The sequence below is a fragment of the Bacillus infantis genome (genome assembly GCF_050107595.1).
In the GTDB taxonomy this organism is placed as follows: Bacteria; Bacillota; Bacilli; order Bacillales; family Cytobacillaceae; genus Bacillus_AB; species Bacillus_AB infantis_C.
In genome coordinates, this window is the sequence record NZ_JBNILH010000006.1 from 281,488 (window position 1) to 293,543 (window position 12,056).

At 45.1% G+C, this 12,056-nt stretch carries 11 protein-coding genes; 3 read left to right on the top strand and 8 right to left on the bottom strand.

Translation table 11 applies throughout. From position 1 onward, the window contains the following. Window position 1: 1 nt before the first annotated feature. Both ACQCVH_RS14885 and ACQCVH_RS14890 read right to left on the bottom strand, forming a co-directional pair. Window positions 2-460, bottom strand: coding sequence for a hypothetical protein (locus tag ACQCVH_RS14885; protein WP_426836434.1), 459 nt, complete (start codon window positions 458-460; stop codon window positions 2-4). Between the two features lie 36 nt (window positions 461-496). After that, window positions 497-916, bottom strand: coding sequence for a hypothetical protein (locus ACQCVH_RS14890; protein WP_426836435.1), 420 nt, complete (start codon window positions 914-916; stop codon window positions 497-499). A gap of 186 nt (window positions 917-1,102) precedes the next feature. On the opposite strand from ACQCVH_RS14890, the gene ACQCVH_RS14895 reads away from it, so the two are divergent. The 3 genes from ACQCVH_RS14895 to ACQCVH_RS14905 all read left to right on the top strand — a co-directional run bounded on the left by ACQCVH_RS14895 (window position 1,103) and on the right by ACQCVH_RS14905 (window position 2,272). Continuing rightward, window positions 1,103-1,576 (top strand): TlpA family protein disulfide reductase, encoded by a 474-nt coding sequence (locus ACQCVH_RS14895; protein ID WP_426836475.1) that lies wholly within the window; start codon window positions 1,103-1,105, stop codon window positions 1,574-1,576. A 37-nt stretch (window positions 1,577-1,613) separates the two neighbouring features. Then, window positions 1,614-1,919, top strand: a complete 306-nt coding sequence (locus tag ACQCVH_RS14900; protein ID WP_426836436.1) for a hypothetical protein — start codon at window positions 1,614-1,616, stop codon at window positions 1,917-1,919. Window positions 1,920-2,026: 107 nt separating this feature from the next. Then, window positions 2,027-2,272, top strand: a complete 246-nt coding sequence (locus ACQCVH_RS14905) for a hypothetical protein (RefSeq protein WP_426836437.1) — start codon at window positions 2,027-2,029, stop codon at window positions 2,270-2,272. Between the two features lie 72 nt (window positions 2,273-2,344). Here the strand turns inward: ACQCVH_RS14905 and ACQCVH_RS14910 are convergent, their stop codons facing one another. The 6 genes from ACQCVH_RS14910 to ACQCVH_RS14935 form a co-directional block, all read right to left on the bottom strand. Beyond that, complete coding sequence (locus ACQCVH_RS14910) at window positions 2,345-3,685, bottom strand: hypothetical protein (protein WP_426836438.1); 1,341 nt, start codon at window positions 3,683-3,685, stop codon at window positions 2,345-2,347. Between the two features lie 194 nt (window positions 3,686-3,879). Then, the gene (gene putP, locus ACQCVH_RS14915; protein WP_426836439.1) at window positions 3,880-5,382 is read right to left on the bottom strand and encodes a sodium/proline symporter PutP; all 1,503 of its coding nucleotides are present in this window, start codon (window positions 5,380-5,382) and stop codon (window positions 3,880-3,882) included. A 364-nt stretch (window positions 5,383-5,746) separates the two neighbouring features. Then, the gene (gene putP / locus ACQCVH_RS14920) at window positions 5,747-7,210 is read right to left on the bottom strand and encodes a sodium/proline symporter PutP (protein ID WP_426836476.1); all 1,464 of its coding nucleotides are present in this window, start codon (window positions 7,208-7,210) and stop codon (window positions 5,747-5,749) included. A 332-nt stretch (window positions 7,211-7,542) separates the two neighbouring features. Continuing rightward, a complete protein-coding gene (gene pruA / locus ACQCVH_RS14925) occupies window positions 7,543-9,090 on the bottom strand; it encodes an L-glutamate gamma-semialdehyde dehydrogenase (protein WP_426836440.1) in 1,548 nt (515 codons plus the stop codon). A gap of 120 nt (window positions 9,091-9,210) precedes the next feature. Then, window positions 9,211-10,158, bottom strand: a complete 948-nt coding sequence (locus ACQCVH_RS14930; protein WP_426836441.1) for a nuclease-related domain-containing protein — start codon at window positions 10,156-10,158, stop codon at window positions 9,211-9,213. 713 nt (window positions 10,159-10,871) lie between these two features. Continuing rightward, window positions 10,872-12,044, bottom strand: coding sequence for a CamS family sex pheromone protein (locus ACQCVH_RS14935; RefSeq protein WP_426836442.1), 1,173 nt, complete (start codon window positions 12,042-12,044; stop codon window positions 10,872-10,874). Window positions 12,045-12,056: the final 12 nt, after the last annotated feature.

Below are 12,056 nucleotides of genomic sequence, written 5' to 3' on the forward strand. Positions count from 1 at the left end.
TTTAAATCCTCAAGGAATAACAGATAAGGCACATAGATAGGATGACAATGAATGTCCCAAAGCAGCTGAAGGCCGTTATGCTAATCTCTACACTGTTTCCTGCGGAAGGCAAATTGCATAGAGCCGGATCTTTTATGACAGCCCCAACCATCGCTCCCGACATTCCACCGGCCATTCCACTAATAAAACCGGCTAAAACAGCATGCAGTCTGCCCATCACACCAAAAATGATTCCAACTGTCCCTCCCAGCAGCATACTTGCAATGCTTATTAGAACATTATCGAAAAAAAAGAAGGAACCTGTCATGCTTAAGAAAATAGATAATACCGTCGAAGTACCCATGGCCACTGTCATGGAGTATCTATCGTTAAATAGCTTCCTGGATTTATATAGAGCTGAAAAGCTGATGATCCCAGCGGACAATTGCACCATAATTAAGACTGCTAGTAAATAGGTCATGCGACTACTCCTTTCATTCCCGATCCGGGCTTTTGGTCAGGCACTTCTGGAGGAGGATATGACAAAAACGGAAGAAGCAATAAGCAAGAGTTCCATAAAACAAATAAACAGCAGGCTGTTTCCTATAATGGACCCTATCATCGGAGCCATTATGCCGATCATTAATCCATTTGCATAACCGGTAAGAAGGGTCTGATAATCAAACAGTGCCCCATATGCCCCGCCTGCCGCCATGCCGATAAGAGTATTGATGATTGTGACGGCAGTGAAGGAAAATGGGAATTGTGAAATGAGAAGGACCCCCGTCGAAAGGGCAGTCATCCCTCCCATCAAGATGGAAATATTCATTCCCAGCTGAAAGCCGATCAGCTTCCTCATCTTGTATAGCTTCATATACAAGAAAATAACGACTGTCAAATTCAAATAAATCATCAGTCCAATATAGGTGTCCGCCATATTCAATTCTCCCCTTTCAGGAATCTCTCCTATTATATGCAAAGCAACCATGATTGAATGGACAATAGTCTATTAGACTCTGGGTGAATAACACTTGCTGTTTTAAAAAGACTGCATAAGTTGAAAGAAACAGGCATTTAGAAAGGGGATATTTTTTTGATTAAACGGATTTCCCTGTCTCTCCTGGTGTCCCTATTTGTTTGGACCCTGTACATTGGCTTGCAAGGAGACCGGGAGAAGGCTCAAGAGGGAGAGAAGGCTCCACATTTTCAATTAAATTCCGTCCAAGGAGAGCCAAACAAGTTATCTGACTACAAAGGGGAATTTTTAGTATTAAATTTTTGGGCAACGTGGTGTGAGCCATGCAAAACAGAAATGCCTATTTTGGAGGAGTTTTCACAGCAGGAGGAAGACGTTGCGGTCATAGGAATCAACATGACGAATAATGAAGCGTCCCAGGATCAGGTGCTGCATTTCATCCAGGATAATAAAATCCGCTTCCCCATCCTCCTCGATTCTTCAGGCAGCGTGTTTGAGAAGTACAGCATCCTCTCACTCCCCAGTACGTTCTTCATTAACAAGGACGGTGTTATTGTGAAGTACCATGCAGGACCTCTTACCGGGAAAGATTTGCAGAAAATAGTTGGGGCGTTTGATTGATTGTATTCTTATTAAAGATTGAAAGAGGAGAATGAATATGACGGAAATACGGAAAAAACAATTAAAGGATCACATAGAAGTCTATACTTTGGACGATTCTTTTGAAATTTTATCTGCACTTCAGCAGCTTGCGCAAAAAACCTGCAAAAAGAAAAAGCGCTGCTGCCAGAAAAAAAAGGTACGAAAGGATAAACCCACAGTTAATGACGGCAATAAGAAATGTAATGATATCACCCCCGCCTGCACCGATACCTTCCGCCTCATTCCCGTAGATATCATCAAATCGATCGAAGTTGTAGATTCTCATTCAGATGCGGATACCGAAGAATCCTCCGAATGGTAAAAATGCCTTTTTCTACCAAGAGTATATTTGTCCATACGATAATCAAGTTTTAGAAATACACTATACTATCTCCTAAAGGGGAAATATTTTAAAAGAGAGTGATATATATGACAGAAAGACACGAAGGCAATATTGAAGGCTTGCTCAAAAAGCTGCCGCCAAACTATCCAGTAGGGTCTCTATACCTGCATGGCTCCAATGCAGCGGTAACTAGATTCAGCAATCTCCACAATGGCTTGGCCTATTTCATTGGTGAAGACTGCCAGGTTTGCGTATTTGATGCAGAAAAAGTAAATGGAATTTGCTTTGCACCTGCTGAAGAACCTGAAGGAGAAGAAGAGGAAGAAGCATAAGCTTTTTTAAAAGCTAAATGGGGAAACAATAGTTTCCCCATTTTCTATGTTCCTATAAACAAAAAATATCATTTATCGGAAAACAATTCCATTGATGTGGGTGTATGGAATGGACACCAAACCCTTATCGGTGACAAAGTTTGCTGATCGATTTGGTTCATCCAGTCCCGCAAACCTCAGAACTTGTATGATCGTACCCTCTGTATGGACAAAGGCAACAGGATAGTCGGGAGGCAAAGCCATCAGCAACGGCACGAGAGGCTCTTGATCAGGTTCCCTGGCTTTACCCAGGTACGGAACCGGTGAACCGGGCTCACCTGATACTTCTTCGGCGTCTTGATCTTTCTCCATATTCGGTGAGTGTTCAGAAGAGACACTATCATCCGCTTCTTCTTTCTCCATGTACTGCAGCCCTGTACCCTTCTCCTCCGTTAAGTTTACAGAATCCTTTTCAACTTGTTCAACGGACAGATTGTCAGGTTCGGTCTCATCACCACGCTCTGAATTACTTTCCTCCGATTTCTGCAGTTCAACTTGTTCATCGGACAGATTGCCGGGTTCGGTTTCATCACCACGCTCTGAATTACTTTCCGATTTCTGCAGTTCAACTTGTTCATCGGACAGATTGCCGGGTTCGGTTTCATTACCACGCTCTGAATTACTTTCCCCGGATATCTGCAGTTCAACTTGTTCAACGGACAGATTGCCGGGTTCGATTTCATTACCACGCTCTGAATTACTTTCCGATTTCTGCAGTTCAACTTGTTCACCGGACAGATTGCCAGATTCGGTTTCATTACCCTCTGAACTACTTTCCTGCGATCCCTGTAATTCACTTTCTGGCTTAATTTCTATTCCCAAATTGCTTAAACAGGGAACTGCCTCATCGGAAATAGTTTGGTTCTCTGTGTCCGCTGCCAGCAGATTCTGACTCGCCATGTAAGAATCCCAGCCAGACTTGAGTTTTGCCGCTTTGTCTCGCATCCCTCCGTCTGTACTTCTTAGATACGGTACATAGACTGGTTCCCCGGAGGAACTCTTTGCTTTCTTGCGCCCTTCTTCCATTTTACTGATAATACTCCTTTTGAACGTTTCCGAACAACCTTCCCAAAATACTGGCTGACTATGATGAAATAAGTTCTCCAAAACCTTTGGGGATAAGGAAACAGTAAACTGTTCCTGGCAAATAAGCTGCTGCATAAGCCGGCTGTATGCAATCTGCATGTTGCATAATTGTCTTTTCAAAGATTCATTTTCCTGATCCGATAGCTGAACTAAATGCTCCAGCTCATCTATTCTTTCTTCCAGCTGACCCGTACAATATGTCTGCTGGTTATCCGGCGCTTGCTCATCGCGGATTTTATAAATCCTCGGTGATATCCCCCCATTAATAAAAATCATATTCTGCAGCAAAGGAATTCTCTCCCTTATTTCGTTCTACGATATAGTATGGAGATGGGCTTGGGAAGATTAAAACATAAGGGAACAAATATAAAAAATACATCAGTGCAGGTTTATTTTCACAAAAAAATCGGCCTTCCCTATAGGGAAAGGCCGATTTTATTTGCGGCAAGTATTAGACTACTGCCGCTTTTTTGCGATTATACTTACACCTGATCCCTTCCGACTGCTTCCTCATATTGTTCTACAATGACCTTTTTCGGCTGATTTCCGATAAGGCTGAAGATGACAATGGCTATCAGAGCCAGGAAAAAGCCAGGAACAATTTCATAAAGCTCAAACGGAATGATTTTTTTGTCTGTCAGCTGCTTCCAGACAACAACCGTTATAGCGCCGGTCAGCATTCCTGCAAGGGCGCCATTGCGTGTCATCCTCTTCCAGTACAGTGCCAACAGAACAACTGGACCGAAGGCTGCACCGAATCCGCCCCATGCATAGCTGACGAGATCAAGGATAGATGCTCCTCCGTTTTCCGGATTTCCGGTGTAGGCAAGCAGGATGGCAATCAGCGCAATCACGATGACACCGATGCGCCCGACCCAGACAAGCTCTTTATCGCTCGCATTCTTGCGGATGATGCCTTTATAAAAATCCTCCGCCAATGCACTCGATGATACAAGCAGCTGGGAATCAATCGTACTCATGATTGCTGACAGGATTGCAGCAAGCAGGATGCCTGATACCCAGGGATTAAACAGGATATCGGCAAAGAAAATAAATACTTTTTCGCTATTATCCACATCACCCTGAATCAGCGGGTTATCCGCGAATGACGGGATCCCTACAAGGCCGACCAAAATGGCGCCGATAATAGAAATAGTCATCCAGGACATCCCATAAAAACGGGCTTTAGGAATTTCCTTTGTAGACCTGATGGCCATAAAGCGGGTAATGATATGCGGCTGGCCGAAATAGCCGAGCCCCCAAGCCATAAGAGAAACAATTCCCAGACCTGACATAGTATCAATCGGATCCAGATATGACGGATCAATGGACCGGACTGTATCAATCGTTTCTCCCCACCCGCCAAGCTTTGCGAAAGCTACAATCGGAACGATTACAAGCGCCAGGAACATCAGAAGGCCCTGGAAAAAGTCTGTCCAGCTGACAGCCAGGAAGCCGCCAAGGAAGGTATAGGAAATGATGACTACCGCTCCAATCAGCAGGGCAGTATTATACGTCATCCCAAAAGTCTCCTGGAAAAGCAGGGCTCCCCCTACCAGACCGGATGAAGCATAAAATGTGAAAAATATTAAAATAACGAGAGCGGATATAACACGGAGAAGCCGTGAACCATCCTTAAAGCGGTTTTCGAAAAAATCGGGGACTGTGATGGAGTCATTCGCAACCTCCGTATAGGCGCGCAGCCTGGAAGCAACAAATTTCCAGTTGAGATACGCTCCAATAATCAAGCCGATACACATCCAAATAGAATCAAGCCCTGTCGCATAAGCAAGGCCAGGGAGTCCAAGCAGCAGCCAGGAGCTCATATCAGAAGCGCCGGCACTAAGAGCCGTCACTCCAGGCCCAAGGCTTCTTCCTCCGAGAACATAGTCAGACAGATTGCTTGTCAGTTTATATGAAATAAGTCCAATTGCAAGCATTCCAATTAAATACACAATAAAAGTAATTAACGTAGCAGTTTCCATTGTTTTAAAGCATTCTCCTTTCCTAAACTAATTGAGATTTTTTAAATACGAGCATCATTTTTTATGCATTTTTTCTGCAACCTTATGCAGGCATCATCATTTGAAAAAACACTGAAAGAAAATAATCCTCATTCCCGCCGTTTAACAGCCGTTTATAAGCGTAACACAGATATATAATCAGAACAGGGTGAAAATTCAGTTTTTTGAAATGCTATTTATATTTATTCGTTAAATTTGCATATATAATTAAGAAAACGGTTATACACGAGTATCTATTCATCTAAATTTATAAAATTAAGTCAGGGTTTTCTCCGAAATATAAAAAAGCAGGCTATAATAGCCTGCCATCCGATAGATAAATTTTTTAATTAAAAGAGGATGCCTTTGCCTTTTCAAACTCTTCCTCGATTTCCTTATCCGGTGAAGAAGATGCCAGGCTGAAAATAATAATAGCCACAGTACATACCAGAAAACCTGGTACAATTTCGTACAGATCAAAGATGCCGCCCTTCAATTTTTCCCAAATGACAACAGTAGCCGCTCCGGAGATAAGCCCCGCCAGCGCACCATTCCTTGTCATTCGCTTCCAGAAAAGCGACAGGATGATTACTGGACCGAATGCCGCGCCAAATCCGCCCCATGCATAGCTCACAAGATCAAGGACAGAGCTATCCGGGTTCATGGCAAGGATAATGGCGATCAGGGCAATCACAATAACTGAAATTCTTCCGACCCATACAAGCTCCTTTTCCCCGGCTCCCTTCCTGAAGACGGCTTTATAAAAATCCTCGGCCACTGCACTTGAGGACACAAGCAGCTGAGAGTCGATCGTACTCATAATCGCCGAAAGGATGGCAGCAAGAAGAATGCCAGAGATCCACGGATTGAACAGCAAAGAGCTAAAATCCATAAAGACGGTTTCCGAATCCTTTAACGGTGCATCCGCAAAATAAGCAATGCCCGCAAAACCGGTAAAAATGGCACCAAACAGCCCCGCAATCATCCATACCATCCCAATCAGCCTTGCCATCGGCACATCCCTGGTTGACCTCAATGCCATAAAACGGGTAATGATATGCGGCTGCCCAAAGTAACCAAGACCCCAGGCCATGGAAGATATGATCCCGATTGCCGTTGTGCCGGCAAAAACATCAAGGCCGTCCGGCTTGATGCTTCCCACCTTATCAACAGCCTCGCTCCAGCCGCCGACTTCACTGATGGCCGCTATCGGGACAATGAGAAGAGCAATGAACATCAGGATTCCCTGTACAAAGTCAGTCCAGCTCACCGCGAGAAAGCCGCCAAGGAAGGTATAGGAAATGATGACGATGGCACCAATCCACAAAGCCGCTTCGTACTGCAGCCCAAAGGAATTTTCAAACAGCTTGCCTCCTGCCACCATTCCTGATGATGCATAAAAGGTAAAAAATAATAAAATAACAAATGCAGAAATCACCCTCAGCACTTTCGAATGGTCCCTGAAGCGATTCTCAAGATAATCAGGAATCGTAATGGAATTTCGCGATACCTCTGTATAGGCCCTCAGCCTCCGTGCAACAAACTGCCAATTCAGATAAGCGCCTGCAGAAAGGCCGATGCAGATCCAGACAGCAGAGAATCCGGAAACATAGGCGGCACCCGGAAGTCCCAGAAGAAGCCAGCCGCTCATGTCAGAGGCCCCGGCGCTTAACGCTGCCACACCCGGCCCCAGGCTCCTCCCGCCTAATACATAATCAGACAGATTGCTGGTCATCCGGTAAAAAAACAGGCCAATTGCCAGCATCCCGGCCAGATAGACAATAAAAGTAACCAATGTAGCCGTAGACATCATTTTTCCATTCTCCTCTCCGTAAAATACGTGATGATAGAAAGCAAAATCAATGCCGGCATTGGCACAAACAGCCAGAAAATCGTCATCCCGCTCAAGCCCATCCCCCGCCACCTCCATTTTTTTAGTAAAAGCCTCTTTATCAAACGATTGATTAAATCCTGTTCCACCCTCCTATCAAGCGGCTTTAAGAGGGTAAAACTAATAAGATTATACACAATTATTTTAATAGTATAAATACTATGGTGAAAATATGACTATCCTACTAGAAGCACCGCAGCACAAAAAGCCCGCATCCCATAATGGGATGCGGGCCATCCGGCCGACCGGATTTAGTACATTTCAGAAGTTGTCTTCGCCTGCATATGCAGAAGGATATAGTCAGGGCCTCCAGCTTTTGAATCTGTACCTGACATGTTGAAGCCGCCGAATGGCTGGTATCCAACGATTGCTCCGGTACAGCCGCGGTTGAAATACAGATTCCCGACATGGAAATCTTCGCGCGCTTTCTGGATGTTTTCACGGTTCGTTGTGATGACCGCACCTGTTAATCCGTATTCTGTATTATTGGCAATTTCCAACGCATGGTCAAAGTCTTTAGCCTTTGTGAAGCCTACAACCGGCCCAAAGATTTCTTCCTGCATCAAACGTGCATCAGGAGCAAGGTCAGCGAACACAGTCGGTTTGATGAAGTAGCCAGTAGAGCTGTCCCCTTCTCCGCCTGTCATCAGCTTGCCTTCTTCTTTGCCGATTTCAACATAGCTCATGATCTTATCAAATGCATTCTGGTCGATAACAGGACCCATGAAATTGCTCTTGTCTTCAGGGTTGCCCTGTGTCAGATCATTTGTCAGCTCAACCACACGGTTAAGCACCTGGTCGTATACATCCTCTACCACCACTGCACGTGAGCAGGCAGAGCATTTTTGTCCGGAGAAACCGAATGCAGAAGCAACGATTGACTGTGCCGCAAGCTCAAGGTCAGCCTCTTTATCAACGACAATCGTATCTTTTCCGCCCATTTCTGCGATTACGCGCTTGAGCCAGATCTGGCCTTCATTCAATTTAGAAGCACGCTCATTGATGCGCAGACCAACATCGCGTGATCCTGTGAATGAAATGAAGCGGGTGTCTTTATGGTCAACCAGATAGTCGCCCACTTCTGCGCCGCTTCCAGGTACAAAGTTCAGAACACCCTTCGGCAGGCCAGCCTGCTCCATTACTTCAACGAATTTCGCCGCTACTACAGGAGTAGTTGAAGCCGGCTTAAGCAATACTGTGTTTCCGGCAACAATGGCAGCTACAGTCGTGCCAGCCATGATCGCAAGCGGGAAGTTCCAAGGAGAAATAACGATGCCAACGCCCAATGGAATATAATCATAGCGGTTATATTCATTCGGACGGCTGTTCACTGGCATACCGTCTTTCACTTTCAGAATCTGGCGCGCATAATACTCAAGGAAGTCGATCGCTTCCGCAGTATCTGCATCAGCCTCATTCCAAGGCTTGCCCGCTTCCTTAGTCAGCAAAGCAGAGAACTCATGCTTGCGGCGGCGGATAATCGCTGCTGCCTTGAAAAGGACATCAGCACGTGTCTCAGGCTTAACCTTTCTCCACGTCTTGAAAGCCTCGACAGCCGCCTGCATTGCCTGCTCGGCATGCTCCTGCGTCGCCTTTGATACACGGCCGATCACTTCTTCTTTATTAGAAGGATTATAGGAAACTATTTTATCTTCAGTCGAAACGCGCTCTCCGCCAATCAGCAGATCATAATCCTGGCCAAGATAGCCCTCAACAGTCTTTAAGCCCTGCAGGTAGCCATTGCGCTCTTCTTCAATAGAAAAATTAGTAAAAGGTTCATGCTTGTAAGGTTGTACCATTTTTAACGCCTCCTATGTACTAAAACGTTTACATCCAGGTTCCATTTTAACATGACTTTCTATTTATCTCCAACATTCTGAGAAATGTTTATTTTTCCAAAAGTTTTGCAGGTTATTATTTTAATATATAATCCTTCCCTTTGTTTTTCCATCAGACTGTGCATGATGAAGCAGGCGCCCTGCAAGCTGCAGTGACGATATATGCAAAAAAAATCTGGCCTCGCTGTTTGTAATTGTCTCACCTATTAATAAGCGATAATCTTCAAGCGCAGACAAGTGGCAATCTGCTGCCTTGAAGTGGCATTGAAGACACGACCATGTCCCATGTGACCTTCCCATCGGAAAAGCATGGCACGATGGGCAGATTACACCTATGATGAGCTCATCTTTCCGGATATCATATTGATCAAGGATATCGGCATTTAAAGGGGTATCTTTCTTTTGAATCAGGCGGCCGAGCTTTTTCCACTGTTTATCCTCCAGGCAGCTCTTTCTATAGGTTAATTCAAGCTTCTTTATTTTAGCTGGGAGTGCTTCGCTATGAAGGATGGTCTTGGAGATTGATTCGTTTCTGGGGCTTGTTTTTAATAATGTGTATGGGCTGCTTATGGCTATGAGGGATTCAATCGGGATGGGGGGACAGTTCTGAGTTCTGAGCCAATTGGCCATGAGGGATTTGTGGCGCTGAATTTGGATAAGCGGATCAGGAAATGCCTCCTCCTTTTCGTTTTGCGTCCGGACCAGCTGCTGGAAAACAGGATCAAAATACAAAGTGCCAGCCATATTCTTTACTTCAATAGTGAGAACGAATTCTTTGGATAAGAGGACAAAATCCATTTGAAAAAAATGCTCCTGTTCCTGCAGACGGATATTGTGGAATATTAAATACTGATCTTTTGGAAGAAAACTGAGCTGGTACTCTACCGCCATCTCCCCTTTATATCCGGCAAGCCCCTTCGCCAACTTTTCCTGGATAAGCTGGTACTTGGGGTGGTTCTGCGGCAGTCTCCGGTGAAGGGCCAGCAGCTTTTGCAGTGTTAAAGGCATTTCTAATTTTTTTATGATCATAGAAAGCTCCTTTCTTATTTTCTAGTATTTATATACTTGGTTTGGATGCGGAAATCCTGTTTTTATGGGAAAATTTTGTTTGGCTTTTGGAGAGGAGGCGGGTGGCCAGGGGAAGGGAGCATCTTTTGAGCCATTCTGGGCAGTGATTGGGCAGCTGGCGGGAGAATTTGTAAATTGGGGCTTGTTTTGTAAATCACACGAGCTTTTTATCTATAATTGCCCATTTTTAGGCGAGCCTCACATAAAGGGCTTTCGTAGAACTGCCAAGCTTTCTCTTTTAGCTTAAAAGCTTGTTTGGAAGAGAGAGCGGGGGAGCTTTTTCATCATTCTGCGGCTTTTTCTACCGACTTGCACCTTTTTTCTACCGATTCGCGCATTAATTTCATTAATTCAGCTTGTTTTTTAATTAATTCACGCTTTTTTCTACCAACTCCCTTAGAACGGCTCTCTTTGCGGGCTGAATCCTCTAGAATATGGCAAAGCGTCCCATGAAAGGCGCTCGAATAGTTCATTTTGAAGAGAGACCGGAGGCTTTTTCATCATTCTGCGGCTTTTTCTACCGACTGGCACCTTTTTTCTACCGATTCGTGCAATAATTTAACCAATCTATCCTTTTTTCTACCATTTTACGCTTTTTTCTACCAACTCCCAATCCCACACCTCCCGCACCAGGCACAAAAAAACAAGCAGCCCCCAACCGGCTGCTTGCTCTTCTATTGCTGATAAATATGCACAAATGGTTCCTGGTCCCCGGCTTTCCGGACGATGAGTGCTTCCGGGCCGTTGACGGAGGTGACGCTGACCTGGACGGATATATAGTCAGGGAAATGCTTCATGACGAGTCCGGTCACATATTGGGTAAAGCCGATGCCTTCTGCTTTCCCGTAGAATTGGATCGGGATTTCGATGTTCAGCTCCTGGAGCTGATCTTGGGCATAGAAGGCTTTCCCGATGACTCCGTTGAAGTTCGGGAAGTATTTTTCGACGTCCTGCTTGAAGTTAAGGAAAGAGGTGACGTCTTCCCTGTGATCTTCGGTGGCTCCAGGAGATGGGAATAGCACGTATTCTTCATCTACTTTTTCCCATCCGCCAAGCTTGCTGCTTCCTTTGTCCGCCTGGGCATAGGCAAAGAAAGTGCCAGGCACAACTGATTTATTGCTTTCCTGCTCGAAAAGGGCGATGGTGATCGGTACATTTTTAAGTTCGTCCATACTGCGGAGTCTGCTTAATACCTGATCGGCAATCTGCTTTCCTTCTTTTTCAAGGGCGGCATGGTCGATTTTTTTCTCAAAAACGTCTCCATAGTCCACTGTTCTGTAGTAGTGAACAGAGTTCATTGCGAGACCGATGACGACTCCTCCGAGATAGGCTTTGCCATCTTCATTTTTCAGGAGGTAGTTATGCTCAAGGATATGGGCCAGGTAAATCGGGTTTCTTTCTTCCCTCGATTTGATGTCGCCTTTCTCGTCATCCACCGGATTCAGGCCAAGATTGTCTTCTTCCTCGAGGTTCTTTTCCTTCAGCTGTGCGGCCGTATACTTGCGGCTCAGCCATTTGCTGACCATATCCCTTTTCAGATACTGGCCTTCCTGGAAAAAGAACTTATCAGGATCGAATGAATTTTGGGCCACCCTCATGAGGCCGGTCTCAAATTCATTCAAGTCATATCTGGTATTGATATTATTGACGACCAATCCGCGTGCTTCCCCGGGCTTAAAAGGCAGGATCGTACGATAGTACTGATCCGAGATCTTATAGTTTGGAATAATCGCATTTTCCTTTGAGTCATCCTGCTCCTGCACCACTTCCTCCTGCTTCTGGAAGTTGGGGGCGCAGCCTGTCAGCAATAGGGCAAGGGACAAGGCGATTATTGATGTTCTTCTCACTGCTTTTACACC

What these genes read in the sequence shown, in the direction of transcription:
- putP (WP_426836439.1), bottom strand. Translation starts at nt 5,382, where the DNA reads ATGGAAACTGCTACGTTAATTACTTTTATTGTGTATTTAATTGGAATG.
- putP (WP_426836476.1), bottom strand. Translation starts at nt 7,210, where the DNA reads ATGTCTACGGCTACATTGGTTACTTTTATTGTCTATCTGGCCGGGATG.
- ACQCVH_RS14885 (WP_426836434.1), bottom strand. Translation starts at nt 460, where the DNA reads ATGACCTATTTACTAGCAGTCTTAATTATGGTGCAATTGTCCGCTGGG.
- ACQCVH_RS14890 (WP_426836435.1), bottom strand. Translation starts at nt 916, where the DNA reads ATGGCGGACACCTATATTGGACTGATGATTTATTTGAATTTGACAGTC.
- pruA (WP_426836440.1), bottom strand. Translation starts at nt 9,090, where the DNA reads ATGGTACAACCTTACAAGCATGAACCTTTTACTAATTTTTCTATTGAA.
- ACQCVH_RS14900 (WP_426836436.1), top strand. Translation starts at nt 1,614, where the DNA reads ATGACGGAAATACGGAAAAAACAATTAAAGGATCACATAGAAGTCTAT.
- ACQCVH_RS14905 (WP_426836437.1), top strand. Translation starts at nt 2,027, where the DNA reads ATGACAGAAAGACACGAAGGCAATATTGAAGGCTTGCTCAAAAAGCTG.
- ACQCVH_RS14930 (WP_426836441.1), bottom strand. Translation starts at nt 10,158, where the DNA reads ATGATCATAAAAAAATTAGAAATGCCTTTAACACTGCAAAAGCTGCTG.